The sequence below is a fragment of the Enterococcus sp. AMC1157 genome (assembly GCF_058216555.1).
The window spans coordinates 357,299-382,444 of record NZ_CM177099.1; the positions used below are offsets into that span (position 1 = coordinate 357,299).

General features: G+C 34.8%; 29 protein-coding genes and 1 pseudogene. 16 read left to right on the plus strand and 14 right to left on the minus strand.

What is annotated here, in order from left to right; genetic code table 11:
- Window positions 1-536 precede the first annotated feature (536 nt).
- The 12 genes from aroE to AC4BBX_RS01815 all read left to right on the plus strand — a co-directional run bounded on the left by aroE (window position 537) and on the right by AC4BBX_RS01815 (window position 11,497).
- Complete coding sequence (gene aroE / locus AC4BBX_RS01760) at window positions 537-1,403, plus strand: shikimate dehydrogenase (protein ID WP_490454760.1); 867 nt, start codon at window positions 537-539, stop codon at window positions 1,401-1,403.
- A 19-nt stretch (window positions 1,404-1,422) separates the two neighbouring features.
- Window positions 1,423-2,445: a 3-deoxy-7-phosphoheptulonate synthase gene (aroF, locus tag AC4BBX_RS01765; protein ID WP_490454761.1), complete on the plus strand. Its 1,023-nt coding sequence runs from the start codon at window positions 1,423-1,425 to the stop codon at window positions 2,443-2,445.
- 39 nt (window positions 2,446-2,484) lie between these two features.
- Window positions 2,485-3,543 (plus strand): 3-dehydroquinate synthase, encoded by a 1,059-nt coding sequence (gene aroB, locus AC4BBX_RS01770; protein ID WP_490454762.1) that lies wholly within the window; start codon window positions 2,485-2,487, stop codon window positions 3,541-3,543.
- Between the two features lie 11 nt (window positions 3,544-3,554).
- Window positions 3,555-4,721, plus strand: coding sequence for a chorismate synthase (gene aroC / locus AC4BBX_RS01775; protein ID WP_490454763.1), 1,167 nt, complete (start codon window positions 3,555-3,557; stop codon window positions 4,719-4,721).
- Window positions 4,722-4,743: 22 nt separating this feature from the next.
- Complete coding sequence (locus AC4BBX_RS01780) at window positions 4,744-5,841, plus strand: prephenate dehydrogenase (protein WP_490454764.1); 1,098 nt, start codon at window positions 4,744-4,746, stop codon at window positions 5,839-5,841.
- A 27-nt stretch (window positions 5,842-5,868) separates the two neighbouring features.
- Window positions 5,869-7,152, plus strand: coding sequence for a 3-phosphoshikimate 1-carboxyvinyltransferase (gene aroA, locus AC4BBX_RS01785; RefSeq protein ID WP_490454765.1), 1,284 nt, complete (start codon window positions 5,869-5,871; stop codon window positions 7,150-7,152).
- Window positions 7,153-7,659 carry a shikimate kinase gene (locus tag AC4BBX_RS01790; protein ID WP_490454766.1) on the plus strand — a complete coding sequence of 169 codons (507 nt, stop codon included), beginning with the start codon at window positions 7,153-7,155 and terminating at the stop codon, window positions 7,657-7,659.
- Window positions 7,660-8,493, plus strand: coding sequence for a prephenate dehydratase (gene pheA, locus AC4BBX_RS01795; RefSeq protein WP_490454767.1), 834 nt, complete (start codon window positions 7,660-7,662; stop codon window positions 8,491-8,493). It abuts the gene before it with no gap.
- 131 nt (window positions 8,494-8,624) lie between these two features.
- Window positions 8,625-9,770 (plus strand): LCP family protein, encoded by a 1,146-nt coding sequence (locus AC4BBX_RS01800; protein ID WP_490454768.1) that lies wholly within the window; start codon window positions 8,625-8,627, stop codon window positions 9,768-9,770.
- An 80-nt stretch (window positions 9,771-9,850) separates the two neighbouring features.
- On the plus strand, window positions 9,851-10,699 hold the full coding sequence (locus AC4BBX_RS01805; protein ID WP_490454769.1) for a DegV family protein: 849 nt from the start codon (window positions 9,851-9,853) through the stop codon (window positions 10,697-10,699).
- Window positions 10,700-10,809: 110 nt separating this feature from the next.
- Window positions 10,810-11,196, plus strand: a complete 387-nt coding sequence (locus AC4BBX_RS01810) for an HIT family protein (RefSeq protein ID WP_490454770.1) — start codon at window positions 10,810-10,812, stop codon at window positions 11,194-11,196.
- Between the two features lie 16 nt (window positions 11,197-11,212).
- Entirely contained in the window at window positions 11,213-11,497 is a 285-nt protein-coding gene (locus tag AC4BBX_RS01815; RefSeq protein WP_490454771.1) for a hypothetical protein, read from the plus strand.
- 152 nt (window positions 11,498-11,649) lie between these two features.
- Here the strand turns inward: AC4BBX_RS01815 and istB are convergent, their stop codons facing one another.
- The gene (gene istB / locus AC4BBX_RS01820) at window positions 11,650-12,405 is read right to left on the minus strand and encodes an IS21-like element helper ATPase IstB (RefSeq protein ID WP_490454772.1); all 756 of its coding nucleotides are present in this window, start codon (window positions 12,403-12,405) and stop codon (window positions 11,650-11,652) included.
- Entirely contained in the window at window positions 12,395-13,951 is a 1,557-nt protein-coding gene (gene istA / locus AC4BBX_RS01825; protein WP_490454773.1) for an IS21 family transposase, read from the minus strand. Before istA ends, istB begins: the two co-directional genes overlap by 11 nt.
- A gap of 82 nt (window positions 13,952-14,033) precedes the next feature.
- Between istA and AC4BBX_RS01830 the strand changes: the two genes are divergently transcribed.
- On the plus strand, window positions 14,034-14,708 hold the full coding sequence (locus AC4BBX_RS01830) for a glycosyltransferase family 8 protein (RefSeq protein ID WP_490454774.1): 675 nt from the start codon (window positions 14,034-14,036) through the stop codon (window positions 14,706-14,708).
- A gap of 502 nt (window positions 14,709-15,210) precedes the next feature.
- Here AC4BBX_RS01830 and AC4BBX_RS01835 read toward each other — a convergent pair.
- From AC4BBX_RS01835 to AC4BBX_RS01870, 8 genes and pseudogenes are all read right to left on the minus strand, one after another.
- A complete protein-coding gene (locus AC4BBX_RS01835) occupies window positions 15,211-15,891 on the minus strand; it encodes a PhzF family phenazine biosynthesis protein (RefSeq protein WP_490454775.1) in 681 nt (226 codons plus the stop codon).
- Window positions 15,892-16,063: 172 nt separating this feature from the next.
- Window positions 16,064-16,195 carry a hypothetical protein gene (locus AC4BBX_RS01840; RefSeq protein ID WP_490454776.1) on the minus strand — a complete coding sequence of 44 codons (132 nt, stop codon included), beginning with the start codon at window positions 16,193-16,195 and terminating at the stop codon, window positions 16,064-16,066.
- 182 nt (window positions 16,196-16,377) lie between these two features.
- Window positions 16,378-16,731: a type II toxin-antitoxin system PemK/MazF family toxin gene (locus tag AC4BBX_RS01845; protein WP_490454777.1), complete on the minus strand. Its 354-nt coding sequence runs from the start codon at window positions 16,729-16,731 to the stop codon at window positions 16,378-16,380.
- On the minus strand, window positions 16,731-17,012 hold the full coding sequence (locus tag AC4BBX_RS01850; protein ID WP_490454778.1) for a type II toxin-antitoxin system RelB/DinJ family antitoxin: 282 nt from the start codon (window positions 17,010-17,012) through the stop codon (window positions 16,731-16,733). The genes AC4BBX_RS01845 and AC4BBX_RS01850 overlap by 1 nt, the downstream gene beginning before the upstream one ends.
- A 168-nt stretch (window positions 17,013-17,180) precedes the next feature.
- On the minus strand, window positions 17,181-17,861 hold the full coding sequence (locus AC4BBX_RS01855) for a type 1 glutamine amidotransferase (RefSeq protein ID WP_490454779.1): 681 nt from the start codon (window positions 17,859-17,861) through the stop codon (window positions 17,181-17,183).
- Window positions 17,862-17,876: 15 nt separating this feature from the next.
- Window positions 17,877-18,374: a GNAT family N-acetyltransferase gene (locus AC4BBX_RS01860; RefSeq protein ID WP_490454780.1), complete on the minus strand. Its 498-nt coding sequence runs from the start codon at window positions 18,372-18,374 to the stop codon at window positions 17,877-17,879.
- A gap of 126 nt (window positions 18,375-18,500) precedes the next feature.
- A pseudogene (locus AC4BBX_RS01865) lies at window positions 18,501-19,077 on the minus strand (histidine phosphatase family protein).
- A complete protein-coding gene (locus AC4BBX_RS01870) occupies window positions 19,074-19,487 on the minus strand; it encodes a MerR family transcriptional regulator (protein WP_490454781.1) in 414 nt (137 codons plus the stop codon). Before AC4BBX_RS01870 ends, AC4BBX_RS01865 begins: the two are co-directional and overlap by 4 nt.
- A gap of 138 nt (window positions 19,488-19,625) precedes the next feature.
- On the opposite strand from AC4BBX_RS01870, the gene AC4BBX_RS01875 reads away from it, so the two are divergent.
- Both AC4BBX_RS01875 and AC4BBX_RS01880 read left to right on the plus strand, forming a co-directional pair.
- On the plus strand, window positions 19,626-19,820 hold the full coding sequence (locus tag AC4BBX_RS01875) for an aldo/keto reductase (protein WP_490454782.1): 195 nt from the start codon (window positions 19,626-19,628) through the stop codon (window positions 19,818-19,820).
- Window positions 19,814-20,590 carry an aldo/keto reductase gene (locus AC4BBX_RS01880; RefSeq protein WP_490454783.1) on the plus strand — a complete coding sequence of 259 codons (777 nt, stop codon included), beginning with the start codon at window positions 19,814-19,816 and terminating at the stop codon, window positions 20,588-20,590. Before AC4BBX_RS01875 ends, AC4BBX_RS01880 begins: the two co-directional genes overlap by 7 nt.
- A 294-nt stretch (window positions 20,591-20,884) precedes the next feature.
- Here the strand turns inward: AC4BBX_RS01880 and AC4BBX_RS01885 are convergent, their stop codons facing one another.
- Genes AC4BBX_RS01885 through nfsA form a run of 3 tightly spaced genes read right to left on the minus strand, consistent with a single transcriptional unit; the run spans window position 20,885 to window position 22,354 of the window.
- Window positions 20,885-21,406, minus strand: coding sequence for a histidine phosphatase family protein (locus AC4BBX_RS01885; RefSeq protein ID WP_490454784.1), 522 nt, complete (start codon window positions 21,404-21,406; stop codon window positions 20,885-20,887).
- A gap of 11 nt (window positions 21,407-21,417) precedes the next feature.
- Window positions 21,418-21,609 (minus strand): hypothetical protein, encoded by a 192-nt coding sequence (locus AC4BBX_RS01890; RefSeq protein ID WP_490454785.1) that lies wholly within the window; start codon window positions 21,607-21,609, stop codon window positions 21,418-21,420.
- On the minus strand, window positions 21,602-22,354 hold the full coding sequence (gene nfsA, locus AC4BBX_RS01895; protein WP_490454786.1) for an oxygen-insensitive NADPH nitroreductase: 753 nt from the start codon (window positions 22,352-22,354) through the stop codon (window positions 21,602-21,604). Before nfsA ends, AC4BBX_RS01890 begins: the two co-directional genes overlap by 8 nt.
- Window positions 22,355-22,666: 312 nt before the next feature.
- Here nfsA and AC4BBX_RS01900 point away from each other — a divergent pair, with 312 nt between their 5' ends.
- On the plus strand, window positions 22,667-24,343 hold the full coding sequence (locus tag AC4BBX_RS01900) for a Na/Pi cotransporter family protein (RefSeq protein WP_490454787.1): 1,677 nt from the start codon (window positions 22,667-22,669) through the stop codon (window positions 24,341-24,343).
- 328 nt (window positions 24,344-24,671) lie between these two features.
- Here the strand turns inward: AC4BBX_RS01900 and AC4BBX_RS01905 are convergent, their stop codons facing one another.
- Entirely contained in the window at window positions 24,672-24,941 is a 270-nt protein-coding gene (locus tag AC4BBX_RS01905; protein ID WP_490454788.1) for a hypothetical protein, read from the minus strand.
- Window positions 24,942-25,146: the final 205 nt, after the last annotated feature.

The window sequence follows — 25,146 nt, forward strand, 5'->3', positions numbered from 1 at the left end:
CAATCAAATAAGACAAGACTAACTTTCAGCCTATCTTTTCATAAAATTCTACAATGATCGTGTGAGATTGCTCTTAAACACTTGGAGATCTCACACGACCAATGTACTTACCCAGTTTTTTTGCAAATTTCTAGTTCACTTTGATTATGAATAATCAGCACAAAATAACAGAAAATAAAGAAAATAAAGAAAATTTAATATTATTATTGACAACTTCTCATGAAAAACATATACTAAGTTCAATCTTACATCAGTTTGGAGCGATTTTTATGAAAATTACAACACGTAAACCACAACTGAATAATTACTACTTTAGCTATTTTAGATAGGTTTGTGTTCATGACAACCATGGATGCAAACACTCAGTTTGTATCTATGATGGCTAAGGGAATTTGTAACGATTTGAGAAGCCACATAGATCAATAATAATCTATGGTGGCGAATATATATTTTATACTTTTTTTGAGTATCAAGATGTTCACTGTAGATTTATTTATCAGTGGGCATTTTTTTTTATTAGACAAAGGAGGAAAATAGTGGAAAAAAATGAAATTAGTGGTTATACACGTTTGGTTGGTTTCTTCGCTAGTCCAGCTAAGCATAGCATTTCACCAAAAATGCATAATCTAGCTTTTAAAGAAACCAATATTGATGCAATTTACCTCGCTTTTGATGTCTCAAATGAAACATTAGCAGACAGTATCCAAACGATTCGTACCTTTGACATGTTAGGAGCGAATTTATCGATGCCAAACAAAATAGCGGCTATCCCTTACATGGATGAACTTTCTGGATCAGCAAAATTAATTGGAGCAATTAATACTATTGTGAATCAAGAAGGAAAATTAATTGGACACAACACCGATGGAATTGGATTTTGCGAAAGTCTTCGAGAAGCAAAGGTAAGTATTAAAGGAACAACCATGACATTGCTTGGAGCTGGGGGAGCGGCCATTGCAATGGTGACTCAAGCGGCTTTAGATGGGATGAAAGAAATTTATATTTTTAGTCGTAAAAGTCGAAATTATGACCAAATGGAAGAAAAAATAAAAAAAATTATGGAAGAAACTGATTGTTCCATTATCATAACTGAATGGAATGAAGAACAAAAACTAGCAGAAGCTTTAGCAAAATCAAACTTGCTAGTGAATGCAACAAGTGTAGGGATGAAAGAGAAGCAATCGCCGATTAAAAATTCTCAGTTATTGAGAGTAGATTTAACCATTTATGATGCCATTTATGACCCTAGAGAAACATTGCTATTAAAACAAGCCAAAGAAAAAGGCGCAAAAACCATTAATGGTTTAGGGATGCTTATTTATCAAGGAGCAGCTTCTTTTGAACTTTGGACAGGGACTAAAATGCCTATTGAAAAAATTAAACCAATCATAGAAAATAGTTAATAGAAAGTAGGAAATGACAATGATCGTAATTATGAAACCAAGTGCCACACAAGAACAAGTAGATGTAGTAATTAAGCGAATTAAAGATAGTGGGTTAGATGTACAAATCAACCAAGGAAGTGAACAAGTTGTTTTAGGTCTAATCGGAGATACACGTAACATACAAGATGTTGCTTTTCGTAGTTATGAAGGAGTAGACAAAACTGTTCGAATTAGTAACACTTACAAATTAACTTCAAGAGAATTCCATCCTCAAGACACTGTCGTAGATGTTGATGGCGTCAAAATTGGTGATGGTAGTTTTGTAACGATGGCTGGTCCATGTTCTATCGAAGGCCTAGATCAAATTCGTGAAACGGCGCGTATGGCTAAAGCAGGGGGAGCGAAAATTTTACGCGGAGGAGCTTACAAACCACGGACTTCTCCTTACGCTTTCCAAGGCTTAGAAGAAGAAGGCTTAAAATACATTCGTCAAGCAGCTGATGAATATGACTTAAAAGTGATCACTGAAGTTATGGATGAGGCACATATTGATGTAGTTGCAAAATATAGTGATATCATCCAAATTGGTGCAAGAAATATGCAGAACTTTAAATTACTAGCTGCTGTAGGACAAACCGGAAAACCAATCGGCTTAAAACGAGGAATTTCTGGAACAATCGATGAGTGGTTAAATGCAGCAGAATACATTGCCATTTCTGAAAAAAGCCCAGTAATTTTTATCGAACGTGGAATTCGTACGTACGAAACGGCAACAAGAAATACCTTTGATTTAAGTGCTGTACCGATTATTAAAAAATTAAGTCATTTCCCAATTATTGTGGATCCAAGTCACGGTACAGGAGTTTGGGATTTAGTTCCTCCAATGGCACGTGCTGGAGTAGCAGCTGGTGCAGATGGTATGATTGTTGAAATTCATCCAGATCCAGCTAAAGCTTGGTCAGATGGCCCACAATCACTAAATGAAAAGAACTACCTAAAAATGATGAATGAAGTAGAAGTCATTTTTGAGGCAATGAAATCTTTGCGTGACGTAAAATAAAGAATTCGATTTTCAAGAAAAGACAAGGATGTGTATGAAATGTTGACGGTAACCCTAACGAATCATCAATATGAGATAGAAATCCAACGCAACCTATTGAAAAAATGTGGCGAATGGGTTAGCAATATTTGGCAGCCACAACGTGTAGCGATTATTACTGATTCTAATGTTGCACCATTATACGGAGATTTAGTGGCTCAATCATTAACCGAACAAGACTTTCAAGTTAGTACGTTTATTGTTCCTGCGGGTGAAGGGAGTAAATCCTTAGAGCAATCCGCAAAACTATATGATTTATTAGCAGAGAACGGTTTTACCAGAAGTGATGGAATCATTGCATTAGGTGGGGGAGTGATTGGAGATTTAGCTGGTTTTGTCGCCTCTACTTACATGAGAGGCATTCATTTCTTACAAATTCCTACAACTTTACTAGCACAAGTCGATTCAAGTATTGGCGGGAAAACAGCTGTTAATACAAAAAATGCAAAAAATTTAGTGGGAACTTTTTCTCAGCCAGAAGGAGTTTTAATCGATCCAGAGGTGTTAAATACTCTGGATGATCGGCGCTTACGTGAAGGCATTGCTGAAATTATCAAATCCGCTGCAATTGCTGATGAGCATCTTTGGCAATTACTAGATTCATTAGAAGATGAATTTGAATTATTAACAAGAGCCGAAGAAGTTATCTTGCCCTCACTAGAAGTGAAAAGAAAAGTAGTAGAAGAAGATGAGTTTGACAATGGTAGTCGCTTAACTTTAAATTTTGGGCATACAATTGGTCATGGAATTGAAAATACAGCTGGATATGGTGTGGTGAGTCATGGTGAGGGCGTTGCAGTAGGAATGCTGATGATTAACCAACAGGCTGAAAATATAGGACAAACACCCAAAGGTACCACAAGTCAATTAAAAAAAATGATCGAGAAATTTCATTTACCAACCAAATTAGAGAATTTGGATTCAGAGTCGATTTATCAAGCCATTACTCATGATAAAAAAGCAAGAGGGTCACAATTGAATATTATTCTTTTGGAAAAAATCGGAAAAGCCAAAATTGTTTCTATTCCAATTGAATCTATCAAAGAATATATTAACTAGGAGGAAACAAGATGCGTTATTTTACAGCAGGAGAATCACATGGACCAGAATTAACTGCAATTATTGAAGGGTTGCCGGCAGGTATGCCTTTATCCGCAGAAGATATTAATCAAGAACTTATTCGTCGCCAAACCGGGTACGGTCGTGGTGGGAGAATGTTAATTGAAACAGATAGAGTGCGAATTACATCCGGTGTACGTCATGGCAAAACTTTAGGTTCACCTGTTACTCTAGTTGTGGAAAATAAAGACTGGAAAAACTGGACGAAAGTCATGAGTATTGAAGAAGTAGAGGAAAAGCAAAAACGTTTAAGACGAGTTGCTAGACCTCGACCAGGACATGCCGATTTAGTGGGTGGGATGAAATACCATCATGATGATTTACGCAACGTTTTAGAACGCTCATCTGCCAGAGAAACTACGATGCGTGTGGCGATTGGTGCAATTGCTAAGAAGATTTTATCTGAACTAAATATTGAAGTGGCTGGACACGTTACGATGTTAGGTGGCATTAAAGCAACCATTCCTGAAGGGATTACTGTTAGTGAAGTCAAAGAAATTTCGAATGCTTCAGATGTTCGGGTAGTTGATCCAAAAGTAGAAACTGAGATTCGTCAATTAATTGATCAAACAAAACGTAACGGTGATACAATTGGTGGTGTAGTTGAAGTACTAGTTGGTGGTGTTCCTGCGGGTTTAGGCAGTTACGTGCAATGGGATAAAAAGTTAGATGCTAAAATTGCTCAAGCCGTTGTCAGCATTAATGCTTTCAAAGGAGCCGAATTTGGGGTTGGTTTCGAAGCCGGCGTTTTACCAGGTTCTAAAGTGATGGATGAAATTTTATGGAATGAAGAAGAAGGTTACACTCGTCGTAGTAATAACTTAGGTGGCTTCGAAGGTGGAATGACCAATGGGGAACCAATTGTTGTTCGTGGTGTGATGAAACCTATCCCAACTCTATATAAACCTTTACAAAGTGTGGATATAGATACCAAAGAACCTTATAAAGCAAGTGTTGAACGTTCAGATAGTACGGCAGTTCCTGCGGCTAGTGTTGTAGCAGAAAGTGTTGTAGCTACAGTTGTTGCGAATGAAATTTTGGAAAAATTTTCAAGTGACTCTTTTGAGGAATTAGTTGATGCTGTTAACAATTACCGTGAGTACTTGAAGAATTATTAAAAGAATTTAGATGGAGGTTGGCATGAAAAAAAAGGTATTTATTGTTGGTTTAGGACTGATTGGAGCGTCCTTGGCTATAGCGATTAAAAATGAACATCTGGCTGTCCATCTAATCGGCTGGGATTCTTTTGAAAAAACTCGCGAAATTGCTTTAAATAAGCAGATTGTCGATGAAATTCCAGAATCGTTTGAATTAGGAGCCTTAGAAGCAGATATAATTTTATTAGCAGTTCCAATAAAAACTTCTTTGGATTATCTCAAGCAGTTGACAGAATTACCTTTAAAAAATGATGTTCTGGTAACCGATGTTGGGAGCACTAAGCAAGAAGTAATGAATCTAGGTGAAGTATTATCATTTGATTTTATTGGTGGACATCCAATGGCTGGTTCACATAAATCTGGTGTTACTGCAGCAAATGGTGATTTATTTGAAAATGCCTATTTCATTTTTACTTTACCAACAGAAGAAAAAACTGCCGACAGAGTTTCTGAATTACAAGAACTATTTAAGGGCACACGAGCGAAATATGTGATTTTATCTGCAGAAGAACACGATCAGATAACTGGTATGCTAAGTCATTTACCACATATTATTGCTTCCGGATTGGTCAATCAAGCGGATGTCTTTAATCAGAGCCACCCTAGAGCTAAACAACTGGCTGCTGGTGGCTTTCGAGACATTACACGAATTGCTTCTTCTGATCCACAAATGTGGACGGATATCCTTTTAAGCAATCGTCATTCGTTGATTGAATTGATTCAAGTTTGGCAAAATAAAATGTCTGAAGTGACTCAGTGGTTAGAAAATGAAGAAAAATCAGCAATATACAAATTCTTTGAAAACGCCAAAGATACCCGTGATAAATTACCGATTCATAGTAACGGAGCGATTCCAGCTTTCTACGATTTATTTGTCGATGTACCTGACCGACCAGGAGCAATTGCCGAAATCTTGGGATTGCTTGCAAAAGAAGGAATTTCGGTTATTAACGTCAAAATTTTGGAAACTAGAGAAGATATCATTGGAGTTTTACAAATCACCTTTAAATCTGAAAATGATTTACTTGTCGGAAAGGAACATATTGAAAATAAAACGGAGTATCTTTGTCGGTTGAAATAACAGTCAAAGGAAAATCAGGAGGTTTTTATGAAATTAGTACAAGCAGAAGCATTAAAAGGGTTCATTCGTGTACCTGCAGATAAATCTATCTCTCATCGTAGTATTATGTTTGGAGCTTTGGCTGAAGGACAAACGACAGTAAAAAACTTCTTAAGAGCAGAAGATTGTTTAAGCACTTTAAATGCTTTTAAAGCCTTGGGAGTTCCAATTGAAGATGATGGAAAAACCATTACTATTAAAGGAAGAGGCTTTAAAGGTTTGAAAGCAGTCGATTCACCTATTGATATCGGAAATTCAGGAACAACAATTCGTTTAATGATGGGGATTTTATCAGGAACTGATTTTGAAACAACTTTATTTGGTGATGATTCTCTAAGCAAACGACCGATGAATCGAGTGATGCTTCCTTTACGAGAAATGAACGCTCAAATGCATGGTAAAGATAATAGTGAGTTTCCTCCAATTACGATTCAAGGAACTACCAATTTAGTACCTATTGAGTATCAAATGCCTGTTGCTAGTGCACAAGTTAAATCAGCGATTATTTTTGCTGCGATGCAAGCGCAGGGAACTTCAACAATTATTGAAAAAGAAGTTTCTAGAAATCATACAGAAGAGATGATTCGGCAATTTGGTGGTGAAATCACTGTATCAGATAAAGAAATCAAGATTACTGGTCCGCAAAAATTAATTGGACAAGATGTAACGGTTCCTGGAGATATATCTTCTGCTGCCTTTTTCCTTGTTGCTGGAGCAATTACTCCAAATAGTGAACTCACTTTGACAAATGTTGGAATCAATCCGACAAGAACTGGAATTGTGGAAGTGTTGGAAGAGATGGGTGCGGATTTAGAAATTATCAATGAAGATACTCAGAATCAATCAGCAGACATGATTATTCGTACTTCTAAACTGAAGGCAACAGAAATTGGGGGCGATGTAATTCCTCGTTTAATCGACGAATTGCCAGTAATTGCGTTATTAGCGACTCAAGCAGAAGGACAAACAATTATTCGAGATGCAGAAGAATTAAAAGTCAAAGAAACAAATCGAATTGATGCAACTGCCGATCAATTAAGAAAAATGGGTGCAGATATTACAGCTACAGAAGATGGATTGATTATCAATGGACCAACACCTCTTCATGGCGCGACTGTTTCTAGTTTAGGTGATCATCGAATTGGGATGATGTTGCAAGTTGCGGCATTGATAAGTGAAGATGAAGTTGAACTAGAGCGTCCAGAAGCGGTCGCAATTTCTTATCCAGCATTTTTTGATGATGTCCAATCACTTGTTCAAGGAGGCAATTAAATGTCTGGAATTGTTCTAATTGGCTTTATGGGTGCTGGAAAAACGACTATTGGACAACTTCTAGCAAAAAAAACCAACAGAAATTTTTATGATATTGATCAATTGATTGTAGATAAAATTGGTATGAGTATTGATGAATATTTTGAAAAATTCGGTGTAGAGTCTTTTAGAAAACTCGAATCAGAAGTCCTTCAAGAGATTATTGCTGAAGAACATGTGATTTCTACTGGCGGAGGAATTGTTTTAAGTGAAGAAAATCGAAAGTCTTTAAAAAAACTTCCGCATGTCATCTATTTGAAAACAGAATTAACGGAATTGATTCATCGAATTCAATCCGATGATGAAAATATACGTCCCTTGGCTGAAGAAAAATCGAAAGATGAAATAGCTGAGATTTATCTACCAAGAGTCCCTCTTTATGAAGAAAGTGGAACAATCATTGTTGAAACAACTAATAAACTACCTGAAGAAATCTTAGAAGAAATTTTAAAACAAGTAGGTGAGTAAATGAAAATTGGTTATTTAGGACCTAAAAATTCTTTCACTTTCCAAGCAGCAAATGAAATTGGTGAAGAAGAAGAGTTGATGGCATATCCATCAATCCCGTTATGTATTCAAGCATTAGAACAAAAAGATATTTCATTTGCAGTTGTGCCAATCGAAAACTCTTTAGAAGGTTCGGTCCATGCTAGTGTCGATCGATTATTTCAACAAAAAGATATTTTTGTAGTAGGTGAAATTGTCTTGCCAATTCGGCAACAATTGTTAGGAATTCCCGGAAAAAAAATCCGAAAGATTCTTTCTCATCCTCAGGCGCTAGCGCAATCTCAAAAATTTTTGGAATCTACCTATCCGAATATACCTTTGGAAGCTGTTGCTTCAACAACTTTTGCTGCAGAATTTGTTCGGAATCATCCAGAGCAAGAATGTGCAGCTATTGCCTCTGAAAAAGCAGCCAGTCAATACAATTTGGATATTTTAGCAGCTGATATTCAAGACAATGCCTTTAATCAGACTCGCTTCTGGGTTTTAACGACTACGAAGCAAGAAATTAGTTTTCCGAGTTTAGGAAAACCAGCTAGGAATACATTATTTATCACCTTACCTGCCAATACACCTGGAGCTTTACATAAAGTTTTATCGTGTTTTGCTTGGCGAGGAATTGATTTAAGCAAAATTGAATCTAGACCTTTAAAAACGAATTTAGGAGAATATTTCTTTATCGTTGATTTGAATTTAGATGATAACCAACAATTAATATGTAATGCCATTGAAGAGGTTCGGTTATTAAATGGTGAAGTTCGCGAAATTGGTAGCTATCCTGTAAAAATTTTTCAATAAACTATGCTTTTGTGGTATAGTTTTTTTTATGGAAAAAATACTAGAAAAATCTTAAATTTTATCTTTTTGATTGATTTCTAAATCTAGTCATGTATTCTATAATGAGAAACAACTATGGAGGTACAATTGATATGAGTCGTATGGACCGATATAAAAAGGTGCACGAAGAATCAAAACAAGCAAGTAAACATCCAATTCGTACCCATAGAGAATTGGCTAGAGAAAAAAGAGAACAAGAAAACTCTGAAGAATTTTTAGCTGAATCCCTCTATGAGGATGATTATCTAAATGACGTTCATGAAATTCCTAAAACTAAAAAAATAAGAAAAGATAAGAAACAATCGAATCAATATTACGATAACTATGAAAGAAAACCAAAAAAACGTAAAAAGCATCGGATTTTTCGTTTTTTAATTAAGTTACTTCTATTAGTGTTGATTTATTCTGGAGGAGCTTTTTTTGCAGGCCAGTTTGTTGCGAACATGGACGACTCTTATAAAATGGAAGTTGAGACATTTAATGGGTTTTCTGGCTCTGAAGGGGCAAACAATATCTTATTGATCGGTAATGACAGTCGAGAAGGAGAAACCTCTCGAGCAGATACTATTATGGTATTACAATTAGATGGCCCAGCTAAAAAACCTAAATTAATTTCTTTCATGCGAGATACTTATGTGAATATCCCTGATATAGGAGAGGACAAATTAAATTCTGCCTACGCTTATGGAGGGGCAGAATTAGTCAGAAAAACTCTCTCTTTAAACTTTGGTATTGAAACAAAATATTATACAAGTGTAAACTTCCAAACTTTTGAAAAGGTCATTGATACACTTTTCCCAAGTGGGGTAGATATTGAAGCTGAAAAAGACATGAGTACTTATTTGGAAGTTCCGATCCAACAAGGTCAACAGAAAATGGATGGTTTAACGTTACTACAGTATGCTCGTTTTCGAATGGATGAAGAAGGAGATTTTGGTCGCGTTAGACGTCAGCAGCAAGTGATGAATGCGGTATTTAGTCAAATGAAAAACCCATTGTCTATTATTAAATTACCTTATGCAGCTGGAAAAGTGATGGGTTATGCTTCTACTGATTTACCGATCAGTTTTTTATTGAAAAACACCTTTTCAATTGCAAAAGGAGCAAGTGGTGTTGATCGCTTAAGCATACCTGTCGAAGGTTCGTGGTATTATGGAGAAACTTATCATGCTGGAAGTGTCTTAGTCATTGATTCTGAAATGAATCAATCAGCAATTCGAGAATTTTTACAAAAATAGCCATCCGGTCGTTTATAACCACCTGAATTTGTGCTATATTTATAATAATGTTTGAAATTTGTTTGAAACGAGGATAGAAAATGAAATTAGCAGTAGTTACAGATAGTACCGCTTTTTTGCCAGAACGAATTAGTAAGCATCCGGATTTGTCGGTCATTCCTATTCCTGTGATATTGGATGGACAGATTTATAATGAAGGAATTGATATTGAGGCAGACGAATATTACGACTTGCTAAAAAACAGCAAGGAGTTTCCTACAACTTCTCAACCAGCTTTGGGAGAAGCCTTGGAACTTTATCAGTCGTTAGCTTCTAAAGGATATGATACTATTATTAGTATTCATTTATCGGAAGGTATTTCTGGATTTGTTAGGAATCTGAATACTATCACAGATGCTGTAGAAGGGGTTAAGATTGTCCCTTATGATTCGAAAATAACAAGTATGCCTATGGGCCATATGGTTGAAACAGCCTTAGATTTAGCAGATAAAAATGTATCATTAGAAGAAATTATTACTCATTTAGATTTTATTAGAGAACATACTAATGCTTATATGATTGTGGATGACTTAAACAATTTGGTTAGAGGTGGGCGTTTAACCAATGGTGCAGCATTAGTTGCTGGAATGTTAAAAATTAAACCTGTTCTAACATTTGAAGAGGGAAAAATTGTTCTTTTTGAGCGAATTCGTTCAAGTAAGAAAGCTTTTAGTCGAGCAGAAGAAGTGTTAGGTCAACGCAAAACAGAATTTGACTGTCCAGTTAAAATGTATGTTATTCATGCGAATAATTTAGAAGTTGCATTAGAAGAGAAGCAGAAGTTAGAAGAACGACATCCTGGTGTTGAAGTAGAAATTGGTCATTTTGGTCCAGTTATTGGTACTCACTTAGGAGAAAAAGCAATTGGATTTGCTATATCAGCAGTGTAATAAAAAACTCGCGAAAATTATAATCGCGAGTTTTTTGATATAAGAGTTTTCAATAAATTTATTATGTAAACTAATGTTTTGTAAAACTAAATATAAAGGAGGAAGTAGTAATGGATTGTATTTTTTGTGATCAAATTAGTTCAAGAGAAATTTTAAAAAGGACAAGTAACTTTAAACTTGTCTATGATATCGATCCAATTCAAGAAGGACATCTGTTAATTATTTCAAAGGAACATTACATGAATATTTTAGAGATTCCTAATACAGTTTTACATGAACTTATTGAACTTCAAAAAGAAATTGTGTTTTTATTAGAAAGTAACTTTTCAGTTGAAGGTGTTACAATTATGCAAAATAACGGTAGAATCATGGATGAAGGTACACATTTCCATGTCCATGTAATTCCAAGATACTTAGAAGATTCCTTTTGGGACAATCAACAAGTTTTTAGACATAAATTAGATTTAAAAAAAGTGAAAAGACTTTTAGAAGGTTAGTATTGGAGTGATAAAGTTGAAAGAGAAAATTAATATTTTAGTAACCTTAGATGAAAATTATTTAGCACCCTTAGAAGTCATGTTGATCTCTTTACATGTCAATAATCCTGGAGTTTGTTTCGATATCTGGTTGTTACATGAAAGAATTTCTGATGAAAAAATTATCGAATTAGAAAACTTTATAGAATTTTTTGACTCAAAATTATTTGTACAAAAAGTAGATGGTAGCTTATTAAAAGACTCACCATCAATTCACAAATATCCAAAAGAAATGACTACTGCCGCCCATTTGTACCACTGATGCCAACTTTTTTACCACTGTTTGCCAAAGAATGTACCACCAATTGCCAGTTTAATGTACCACTAAAGGAATATCCCATAACCACTGTGATTTAAGTTGGTCATGGGATATATTTACATAATCCATAGGATTATATTTTTGAGAGTAATGTCCTAGAAGTTATTGGATAAACCCAATCGTTCACGCATAGATGTTTCACCATCGATAGTGATGGTGTATGAGTTATGGACGATTCGGTCAATAACTGCTTCGCCTGTTGGCCCACCTCCGAGTTTAGAATGCCATCCCGCAGTATTGAACTGGGTACAGAAGATCGTAGACGTCGTCTTTTCTCGTTTTTCTATGATTTCCATGGTCAAGTATAGTTCTTCTTCTGTTAGATCGTGAAGAAGCCACTCGTCAATAATGAGTAGTTCTTTCTTCGTATACTTACGCATTAATTTCTTATAGCTATCATCTGGTTGATTTTTTGCTATTTTAAATTCATCTAGAAGTTCAGGTAGGCGCACATACTGAACTTTATAGAATTGACGACATGCAGCTATACCAAAGGCACAGGCTAAGTAGGTTTTCCCGGCTCCAGTCGCTCCCATGAGAATGATATTATTCTTGTTTTCTAAATACAACCCAGAAGCTAAGCGTAAAATCTCATCTTTTGGTAGTCGTCGGTCTTCGAAGTATTCAATCTCCTCAATTGCTGCTGAAGGAACGTCAAATGCGGCTTGTCTTATTAAACGTTGGAGCTTATTGCTTTTGCGACGAGAATGTTCACTGTCAACTAATAACTTAAAGCGTTCTTCAAAGTCTAGGTCTCTATATTGCTTGGTTTGTGCTTGCTGCTTATAAGCGTCTGCCATGCCACTCATTTTCATTTCTATCAATTTAGTTATTGTGTCCTCATTCATCATTCAATCGTCCTCCATAGTAGTCAGCTCCACGGGTAAATCCATGATTCTGCGTTAATTTATCTACTGCTTTCTTCATTTGTTCTTCTTTTACCTGTTTATGATTATTCTTAAGCGCTGTTTTAATAAGAGAGACCGTCGGTCTTTCAGTGACGTCCAGTACCGTCTGACAGGCTTTTTCCAACTCATACTTTGTGTGTTTGCGTAACACATTCTTAAGAGTGAAAACAGACTGAACACCTTGCCGTTCAACGGCAGCGTTTTTTAGAATTAATTCGACGACTTGTAAGGTAGACCGTCCAATGTCTTTGCCCCATGCAATGGCATTTTGTGGGGTTTGATCCGTGTATAATTTATGGTCATCGGGCATATGATCTCGGTTAGTGGACTGACTGCCATATTTCCCATATAATCGTGAATGAGAAGCGATTCTCATATGATTGTAGAATACTTCAATAAGATGATCTGTCACTTTCACATCCACCTGTTGACTGATATATTCATAGGGAACAGAATAAAACTGACTTTTAACAGAGACATGATAGTCTGGTTGAACTTTGGCGGTTAACCATTCAGACATCTGATAAGGTGTTGGCGGGAGAGGAGAAAGGTACGCTTTCTCTTCTTCTAAAAATGCTGACCACCTAGAACCTTCACGTTTAGTAAAATCACGATGATTGAATTCCTCTAATTTCTCCTTGGCAACGTCATTCCATTCCTTTAGAGTGAAGCATTGAGTATGCCTCATGGCAGCGATAATCCAAGTCGAGATTGTGCGAACAGAGCCTTCTACTGACGCTTTATCCTTTGGATATTTTACTCGAGCGGGCATAACGACTGTGCTGTAATGATTCGCCATATCTTTGTACGTAGGGTTTAGTACTAACTGCTTTCGCGTATTTTCCTGAACACCTGTTTTTAAGTTGTCAGGGACTAGAACGTCACTCACACCCCCAAAATAGTCATAAGCATGTCTATGGGCAGTGATCCACGATGTTAAGTTCATTGATAAAAATCCTTCAACGTAGGACAACTGACTACTAGGAAGTGTCGCGACAAATACATATACTTTCACCTTCTCACCGGTATCTCGGTCAATTAAAGTACCGGTCGATCCAGCCCAGTCGACTTCCAGTATTTCTCCTGGCTTTCGTTTAATTCGCATAGTTGCCTTATGTTTTTCTGCATATCTTCTATAGTGACGAACAAAGCTACGATAGGCATAGGGAATAGTGTTTTCTGCTCGACATTGTGCTTCATATTCATGATGAAGCAGTGTTAAATTGACATTCTTCTTTGCCAACTCTTTGTGAATGTATTCAAAATCAATCGGTCTGTAACCTGAACCTTCCATTGTTTTTTCAGGATATAAAAGCTCTTCTAGCCATTTATCTGTCATCTCATCTGTTAATGGCAAAGCCACCTCCTTTTTTTCCGCAAGTCGAATGACTTCCGTTATTTTTTGTCTTGAATGCCCGGTGGCTGCACGAATACTTCTAAGCGAAAAGCCATCAGAGCTCATCTCCAATACTTTCCTATATTGGAACATAAAAAAAACCTCCATATAATCAATGTCATGCTTTAGGCTTAAATGCCGTAGGCATGCACATTAATTATACAGAAGTTACTAAATGGTAAACAGGTTGGCAGTAACTGGTACATTTTATGGCAAAGGGTGGTACAAAACTTGGCAACGCTGGTACATTCAACTGGCAGTAGTCAAAGAAATGTATTTTCGATTGATGTGTGGTCAATTATTACCGGATTCTGTGGAACGAGTTATTTATTTAGATCCAGACACGCTAATTATCAATCCAATCCAAGAACTTTGGAACTTGGATATAACTGATTATATGATGGCTGCAGCAACACATGCGGGTTTAACCAATATTTCCAACGTGGTGAATAACATTCGTCTAAATACAGATCATGTTTATTTTAATTCTGGTGTCATGTTGATTGATACTCATGCAGCAAGAGAAAATATTCATTTAACTGATATTTACGAAGTTGTTGAGAAGTACAAAGAACAGTTAATTTTACCCGATCAAGATGTATTAAATCATTTGTATGGTAATTATATCAAGGAAATACCTGAAGAAATTTGGAATTATGATACTAGGCAAATGCTGGTGTACTATACAAGGAGTAAAGGAATTTATGATACAAAATGGTTACTTGAAAATACAGCAATTTTACATTTTTGTGGTAAACCAAAACCTTGGAAACAGAAAAACCTGGATAAGTTAGCAACTTTATATATGCATTATCAGCAATTAACCAAACGAGTTAAAAATAATCTATAATATTTTACAAAAACGTTCAAGTTAGATATAAGCATGAATATATTTAACTTAAACGTTTTTCTATGGAGGGAGGTTAAAATCGTACAAAAAAGAAACTTATAGTACTAATATTTTTTGCATGTAACTTTGTATAATATATATTATGTAAACTAAAATTTATGAATTTAATTAGTTTGAAAAAATGCCTCTATCTCCTACTTTTTTGTACAGAATTGTACGTGTATTTATTATTAAAAGCTTTAAAACTAATATTCTACTTAACTTCAATAATTTCAATAGACTCTGCAGTAATACTTATCACCATTTTTGGAGCTAGGATAATTTCATGGTGTAAAAAATTATTACTAGTCAAGGTTATTTCGTTTTCTGCAATTGAACCATATTCATCGTCATTAATAATTTCTTTGGTACTTACGTATTGGTAATTAGTTGCATCGTAGTTAATTGAGATGCCTGTTACTTTTTTCCACTACACACTACAGAGACACCAGAGATATCCAACTTAAATATAAAGTTCAGCAATCGAAAATAAACTTGCGTATCCAGATAAGGTTGTACGTTCACCTTTATATTCATCATATAAAATTCCAGCACGTTTTGAAGCTTGATAAACAACTAATCCATTTTTGTTTAAACGCTTGGCCCAAAATGGAATAATATGACAATGACCACTGCCACACACTGGATCTTCAGGCAAGTTACATTTTGGTGCAAAGGTCCTAGATACACAATCTAATGTATCATCAGTACTTTCAGCAGTAATATGAAGCTGTAAACCATCTAATTGTTGAATCTTTTCTTGTTTGGGTATTACATTTTTAACAGCCTCTTCGGAATCTAGGATACATAGTAAATCTCGTTCTTTATATACCTCAACAGGTCGGCATCCGATTGCTGCCACTATTTCTTCTGTTACTTCAACTTTTTCTAATTTGAAAGAAGGAAAATTCATTTTGAAACGATTGTTTTCATTTTTTACTGTTAATCCACCTCTCAATGTTTGAAAAGTAATCATTTTAGCATTCTTTTCGTAATAGTTAGCAATAACAAATGCCATAGCCAACGTTGCATGACCACACAAATCAATTTCTCCGTCTAAAGTAAACCATCGTAAATGGTAGCCATTTTCTGTCTTCACGGCAAATGCTCTCTCTGATAGATTATTTTCCAGGATAATATTCATATTAAATCCTCATTTATTGCATTTATCGTTTCTTCGTTAGGAATTTTAACAAAAGGTAATTCTTTGTTTAAAATTATTTGTTGATAAAATAGTGTCATTGTAGTGGTTCCATCCAAACCCATTCAAAATTTTTAGGTAGTCTTAGTCTGATACTTTCTATAGTTATCTTGATTCACATGCTACCAGCGATTATTTTTAGTTCAGGCGCTAATCCGAATGAGTTTCCAACTGAGATGATACCCATTTTGCTAACTATCTTCCTATTATTTGTTGGTGGAATATTTTTACTTAAAAAATCAGCCATCAAAAATTGCTCCTACTATTTTGATATGTGCTAGTGCTACAGTGATTTGGCATCATTTGACCCAAAGTTTAGTTATCCTTTATGTCATTCTTAGTATTATTATATCTGTTTATTCGTTAATAGCAGTTGTTATTGACAGGTAAATGAAAATAGACCCCTGATGAAATTTCTTATCAGGGGTTTTAGTCTCTGCTAATTCGATTAAACGCACGAATAAACTTTCGCATTGCTTTGATATCAGAAAGCGATAACGAACCAATTTTATGAAGAGACATATTTTTCTTAGTCAGTTCTACTTTATTACCAATATCAATCCATGATGGTTTGGTTAAGCCAGCAGCTTTCCAATCAACAATTTGAAAATATTGCCGCTTTATTTTGGGAGACTTATTAGCGTATTTTGAAGTGATTGGAAAGACAATTAATTTTTCCTCAGTGTCTAAAATCACAGCAGTTGGACGAATTTTTTCACCATTACTTGTTGAAAAACCAATGTAAGTCACGACAATATCATCTGAAAAAAACTTCTCTACCATTAATAATCTCCATATTCATCGTCATACCATTTAGCAAAATCACTTTCATTTTCAAAAGTTTGTGTGATGCCTTGTTCGGATATTGTTTCACGGAGACCTTCTATTTCTTTTTGCTTTTCACTTAGCGAAAAATCAAAGGGAACTTTGTCTTGGGCATCAATTTGGATAAATAAAGCTTGAACTACTGTGCTGGTATTTAAGCCCATCATAGCAAGTTTACGTGAGACACGCTCTTTTAACTCTTTATCCATACTCACTTGCAATCTATCTTTCGTTGCCATCTTACTCTCCCCTTATAATCATATTTGATTATATTATACTCATTTTTACTCATTTTAACAATAAGAGTAGACTTTTTTGAGTAGATTTAAGTCTTATTTTAGTAAGATTTTAATTTATCACCATTGGACTCAATGAATACTCAAAAAAGAACGATAACCTTTAAATAGTCATCGCTCTTTTCGAGTAATATAATCTAACAAATGAAACATGATTTGTTTGTTTTCTTCAGGTACATCCATCGCTAATATTTCTTTTGGACTTTGTTTTAAAGCATTTCTTTCTTCAGCGTACTTTCCGTCATTAATGACAATCTCTCTAACATCATCTGCTTCTGGTTCGAAATGAAATTGCAAGCCAATAATCGTATCATCTAAAAGAAACCCTTGATTTTTAACCAAATCACTACTAAATAGTAACTCTGCTTGATCTGGAATCTCAAACATTTCTTCATGCCAATGCAAAGCAACTAACTTCTCAGGAACATCTTTAATTTTATTTGATTGTAGATAAACAGGAGCCCAACCAACTTCTTTATAAGGAGCTTTTGAAATTTGATATCCTAGTGCTTTGGCAATTTGTTGCCCACCAAAACAAGCGCCAAATATAGGTTTCTTTTTATCCATTAGTTGAAGGATTAATTGTTGTTCATCCTTAATCCAGTCGATTTCATCATTAGGGCTCATCGGTCCACCCAAAATGACTAACATATCCGTTTCTTCTTCAGTGGGAAGAATACCATTAAATTGATAAGGATGATACACGTAAAGTTGATGCCCATTTTCTTGTGTCCAAGCTTTAATAGCACCTGGACCTTCGTTGGGTGTATGTTGCAAAACATTCACTCTCATATAATATCTTCCTCCTTAAGAATATCTTTTACCTAAAATATCTAAGTCCCTTTTTATACCATCCATCTCAGCAACATCAGCTAAATGTCCCCATGTTTCATAGCCGAATTTTTTAAATAAAGCCAAACTTGAAGTATTATGGCCAAAAATAAACGCCAAAATAGTTTCTATCCCTAGTTGAGGAACTTGACTCTCTACAAAGGTCACCGCTTCAAATCCCAAGTGATTTCCTCTAAAGGTTTCATCAATATAAATGCTGACTTCAGCCGTTTTGTTATAAGCAATTCGACCATAAAAATCCGACAAACTAATCCAGCCGACAATGTGGTCATTTAGTTGTATTAACCATAACGGCCGACGATTTGCTGAATGAGCTTCAAACCAAGCCTTGCGATCTTCAACGGTGACTGGTTCTAAATCAGCTGTGGATTGACGTGTACGAATCGTTTGGTTATAAATACGGACAATTTCAGGTAAGTCTTGTTCAGTAGCTATTGTATAAGTTGGTTTCATAAGCGAACTCCTTATTTAAGTATTCAGAATTGTTTGAATTTTTAATACTGATTATATCATACTTATTCCCTAGGAAACGCTTATTTTAGTCTTTATTTTGTTAGGACTTTACTTCATTTATTTGCATTACATCATTGAACTAAAATCATGATTGATAATTTCGACTAGTTTAAATTGATTATTTTCAAATTCAAATTTCAAAATACAGCAATTCCCCAATGCTCCAACTTGGTCTAATTTGCTCGTATGAGACCAATAACGCATAAATTGGCGACAAGAAGCACCATGGGAAACCGAAAAATGGTCTTACTTTCTTCTATTGAGACAAAATCCATGATTGAATCAGCGACACGTTGCTGAAAATCTTTTTCCCCTTCCCCACCAAATGGAACGAAAAAATCACCATAAGGTAAAGTAGGATTTAAAAATTCAGGTTCGCCTTCAAAGCACCCAAAATTCCATTCTTTTAATCCTTTCAAGCATGTATATGCAAGGTCCGTTACTTGTTCCAAAGTATCGGAAGCTCTTTCTGAAGTGGAGCAAAAAGCACTTTCTATTTTGATTTGGTTTTCTTCAAAGTATTTTTTAGCAATTTGGCTTGCTTAATACCCAATTCTGTTAATGGTGCATCACACCATTCTTAGATTTTGTGTAACTGATTAAATAATTTTTGTCCGTGTCTTATTAGGTATACTGTTTTCATAGGTTAGTCTCCTTTTCATTCAATTGTTTTTTTTCATATTTCACAACTCGTTGCTCATAACCATCAATTTTACGGTCAAGTCTATCGAGTACTTGTTGCATACTTTCAATCCGACTAGCAAGTTCAGTTCTTTGTTCAAGTAAAAATTCTTTTCTGCTAGGAATAGTGCCAATTCCTTCTTGAAACAGAGTTACATATCTTGTTGAAGTTTCGATGGAGATACCTGCATCGCGCATTGATTTAATATAAAACACCCAGTTTTCATCGTATTCTGAGTAGATTCGATAACCACTATCATTTCGTGGTACTTTAGGTAATAAACCAATTCTTTCATAGTATCGGAGTGTGTCGATAGAAATGTCATATTTTTCAATTACTTCTTTCGTAGTTAATGCAATTTTTTTACTCATCACTCTTCCCTCCTATGTTGCTATAATTTAATTATAAACCCTAGAGTGGACTCCTAAGCAAGAAAAAAATTAAAAACTTGCATTGAAGTGAACTCCATAGTTTATGCTATACATAAATAAAAGAGATTGGAGAAAAAGATGAAGACAAGAATTTTAGGTCACACAAATATTGAAATATCTGCAATTGGTTTAGGTACCATGGGTATGGATCACGCTTATGGACCACAAAAAGATCGCAAAGAAATGCTTACTCTTTTACGAAAGGCTGTAGAATTGGGTTGTAATTTCTTTGATACGGCGGTTATTTATGGTGAGGAAAATGAAAATTGTTAGGTGAAGCGTTTGAACCTATTCGTGAACAAATCGTTTTAGCAACGAAATTTGGGATTGTTGGACAAGAAATCATCGATGGAAAACCACAAAATATTTTGAACAGTCAACCCGATTCAATTCGTGAACAATTAGCAGGCTCTTTAAAACGATTGCGTACAGATACCGTTGACTTATACTATCAACATCGTATTGATCCAAATGTTGAGCCAGAAACAGTAGCTACAACGATGAAAGAATTAATTAGCGAGGGAAAAATTAAAGCTTTGGGTTTGTCCAATGCTCCGATTGAATACATTCGTCGAGCCCATACGATTTGTCCGGTATCGGCAATTGAAAATCAGTATTCTATGGTATGGCGTGAACCAGAGAAAGAATTATTTGCTTTATGTGAAGAACTAGGAATGTCCTTTGTTGCCTACAGTCCTCTTGGGAATGGTTTTCTAACAGGAAAATATAGCAAAGAAACAAAATTTGCTGAAGGAGATTTTAGAAACTTTATGGGGCGTTTCAAACCAGAAGTATTAGGCCATAATCAAGTTTTATTAGATATCATTGCAGATGTAGCTAAACGTAAAGATGCCACATCTGCTCAGATTGTGTTTGCTTGGGAGCTGGCTCAAAAACCTTTTATTATTCCAATCCCTGGTACAACAAAATTGCATCGCTTAAAAGAAAATTTGGCTGGTGCAGCAATCGAACTTAGCAATGAAGAACTAAAAGAAATCAATAATGCTTTAGAGAAAATCGATATTGATGAAACTCATTTTTGAAATAGTTAGAAACTGTAAGACTTTTTAAATAATTTAGTAAGTATTAGATATTTACAAGAGAATATGAATATGAAATAGATAAATTAAAGCAGCAAATTAAATTTGCTGCTTTAATTTATACCTCTTCGAAATATACTTCTTCAATTCTCTATTATATTGAAATTATTTTTCTTTCGATAATTAAATAAAATTTTTTATTTCTTTGATAAATCATTTGCGGTTGTGTTTGTATTAAAACCAAAAGCAAAAGAACACTCAGATATAAAAAGACATTCTAGTTGATGAATGTCTTTTTTAATACTCTAATTCATAAATGCCACAATACGCTACCCTCTCTACGCCAGTAAACAATTTAATTACTTCAGCATGTGTAATGCAAACAATGCTATTATACTCCTGCTTATATTTATCAAATACTTGTTCAACCCGTCTCTTTACTTCCTCTTGTGTTTCGCATTCTAATTTTGAAAAATTGGTTTGATTTAAATAGTCTTGATACGCAGGTTCTACTTGATCGCCAGATTCTAATTTGGTTCCAGTTTTGTCTGGCAGCCATTCGTGTAATAGCAATTCTACATTAATGGTTAAAGGTTGTTTTCGTTCTTTTACGATTTCTAACGCTGTTTGCATGGTTCTGGTATATGGAGAGACGAGTAACAACTCCACCTCATCAAAAAGAGGTTGTTCTGCTAGTTTTTTTGCTTGATGTATCCCTTTTTCAGTAATCCTTGATAAATCTCTACCAAAACCTTTATAGTTTGCTTCCGTTACTTGCTGATAATCCGGTTCTGTATGACGAATCAAGTAAATTTTCATGTTATTCTTCTCTAAATAAGTTTGTATTCTTGTTCAACAAAAAATACGGGAACACCATGGATATCACACATAAAACTTTTGCTTGGTTCATAAAACATTTTTCCATCCCGTTCAATAAGGTAATTAAAAATCTCTTGTTCAAAAATATCTGTAAAATCTAACCCTGCTTTCAAATAATTTTCCACATTCGTAAATTCAATCATTGCGATTCTCCTTATTTTTAAACTCGAATCCTTGTTGCATTAAAAAATCTAGAACCTCTGGCCGATGAGTTATTTGAAAATGATCTTGAATTTTTTGAGTCCATGTTGCTTGCTGTTGATTACTAGTTCTATTGGAATAATAGTCATCCATAGTTACGTCATACGTTTTAATCGATCCCGTGTTCATTTGGTAAGTGTCTACTTTGACTATTTCATCTTGCGGTAGTCGTGGTTTCGCTTCATTTTTTTGCTTTGGGATACCAACTGATAAGCCAAATACAGGAAGCGTAAATTTAGGTAAATCCAGAATTTCAGCGACTTTAAATAAATTATTTCGAATGCCTCCGATATAACAAATACCTAAGTCTTGCGATTCTGCATACACAGACATATTTTGCGCTGCAATCGTAGTATCAATAACTGAAACCAATAATGCTTCAATCGATCCAAATGCTTCAACATTTTCATTTTTTGGCTTAGAAATTTGGAAATTACGATAAAGATCAGCAACAAAAACATAAAAAACACCGTTGTTTACTACATACTCTTCACAGTTAGCAATTTTTCCTAATTCTCTTCGTTTCTTGATATCTTGAATTTCAATAATCGAATATGCTTGGACAAAATTTGAGGATGAACCACTCTGAGCAGCTGCAACCAAGTGTTTTTTTACTTCTTTATCTAAAGGCTGATTTTCGAAAGAACGTACTGACGTGTGATTCAAAAATGTATCTAAAATTTCCATATACTTCTCCTCATTTCTTTGTAATTGATTTCAAAAGTTATCTATATTCTATCATGATAAATATCAAAGAAATACTAATAACAAGTAGTTTTTTACTTTAAAAAAATAATGCTGAGAATTTAATGAATCGATCGTTCCTTTTTTTGTAAAACATCTGACTTTTTGACAAATTAATTCTTTGAACGATACTCACTCAACTTTCTTTGATCTTAATTGGTGTTATCTAATCTTTGATAAAGAAAATAAGGGTACACAAGGAGAAATAATTCCGCTATAATAAGTTTCATACGTATGTATAGGGGGAAATGAATAATGTCAACTCAGTTATCTGATATCCATTTTAATGTGATTTTGGGTGGTTTTGGTTTATTTTTACTAGGCATTAAATTCTTAGGTGATGGACTGAAAGACGCTGCTGGAACAAAAGTGAGAGATTATATTGAAAAGTACACAGGAAGTCTAATGTCTTCGATTGTTGTGGGAACAGTGATTACCGCTTTGATGCAGTCAAGTACTGCCGCAACAGTTATTTCTATTAGTTTAGTTCGTGCGGGTCTAATGTCTCTTCGACAAGCTATTGGTATTTCTATTGGTGCGAATTTGGGGACTACTGTAACCGCTCTCATTATCGGATTAAATGTGGAAGAACTCGGTTTTTATTTTGTCTTTGCTGGTGCACTAATACTGCTTTTTGTCTCACGAAAATTTTATCAAAGTATTGGTACGATTATTTTTGGTTTTGGTATTACATTTGTTGGATTAAAAATAATGGGTGACCAACTCTCATTACTTCAACAATTACCACAATTTGAAAATTTTATTCGTGTGACTTCTGAAAACAATTGGTTAGCTTTATTAGCAGGAACCCTAGCTACTGCTGTGATTAATTCTTCTACTGCAGTCGTTGCGATTGTGCAACAGTTGTATGGAAATAGTGAAATGACGATGGCAGCTGCTTCTGCTTTTGTTTTTGGTTCAAATATTGGAACAACATTAACCGCCGTACTAGCCTCTTTTGGTGGATCGGTATCTACTCGTCGTGCGGGTTGGTTCCATGCTATTTATAATATTTTAGGTGCTTTAATTATGATGTTACTTATCGTTCCTTACTCTAGCTTTGTGGTATGGTTAAATGGTTTGCTTGGAGGTTCTCCGGCAATGGCGGTGGCATTAAACCATTTCTCTTTTAACCTAATTTCAACTATCGCGATTATTCCATTTGTTCCAATGTTTATTCGGTTGTTAGAATGGATAATTCCTGGTACAGACAAGATTAAAAGTAGAGAAAAAATTGCTCCATTGGACTATGACTTGATTAGTCGTTATCCTGAAGGTGCGATGCAATTGGCACAAAAAACAACTACTCAAATGGCCGATTTAACTTTAGAGGCATTGGAAACGACTCAGGATTATTTGAAGTCTAAAGATAATGAAGATTTTGATGTCATTAATCAAATTGAAGAAATGGTCGATGACTTAGATCATAATTTAACACGTTACCTACTTGAAATCGTCAAACATGGGGATGCCAATTTGATGGCGCAAGACTACACACGCAACTTAGAAATTGTAAAAAGTTTGGAACGCATCAGTGATTTAAGTGTTGATTTAGCTGATTTTTATCAACTAGTCTTTGAACATAAAGAAAAATTCTCTGAATATGCTATGACGGATTTAAATGAATTGTATCAAAATGTGATTGAAATTTTAAAAGAATCCTTCCGAATGTTAAACAATTACGATGCTTCTAATTATGAAGAACTCCGAGAAAATGAACTAGCTATTGCCGTAAAAGTAGAAGCTTATAGAGAAAAACACTTCAAACGTATGGCCGATGAAATTTGCGATACTCGTGTAGCAAGTAGTGTTTTTGTTGATGTGCTTGTTAAGTTAGAACGTATTGTGGATCATAGCATTCGTGTCGCTAAGAACGTGAATGCTTCAAGTAAAGAAGTTACTTTGAAAGCAGAATTGGGTTTAGCTGAATAAACAAAAAAATAATCCTTCCGTTAGAGAAAAACAAGAATTCAAACGAATTTTGTCCGTCTATCGATAGGATTGTTTTTATTTTTACAAATCTAAAATAGACTATTTAAGCACTATTTTTAAATTTATTTACTTGTTTTCCTAAAAATTACTGCCTGTAAATAAGGCAACTACAAGCATATAAGTAAGTGTTAAACCAGCTATTATAAAAAATACGATAAACAATCGTTTAGTAATTTTGGTAGCATAAGGATTATTCCATACTTTCATTCCTAACGTGACCAAAGAACTTAAAGCAAACAGTAAAATAATTAATCTGATAAAAAACATATTAGCTCTCCTTAAAAAGTGATAGTTTAGCCAAGGAATTTCTTAAACGAAAGGCATCCCAAGGCAGATGCTCGGCAATCGTTAAACCCACAATTTCCGCTTTTTTAGAAACCTCTAGCAATAAATTAGTTATCTCTTCCAATGTCATTTCTCCCACTGCAGCATCAAAACTTTTTAAATAAGGTTCTGCAGGATAAATAGAGCGAAAGTCTTCTGGCGACAACACATCTAAATCAAAATGAACTACTAAATAATCGTTTTTTTTGCTCATCAAACCAAGCATTTATTGTATCGAAGTTCTTTTTTAATTCTTTTGGTGTGGCAAATTGCAAATCAAGTTGATTAACTGCTTGATCTTTTGGACTTAAGTCTTTTTCAATTAATCCAGCTAAAAATACTTTTTCTTTAGCAAATGGATAGCGACTTTATCCGCTAATTGAGGGGCACCATAACCGATCAAGTTACCTAAAACCATT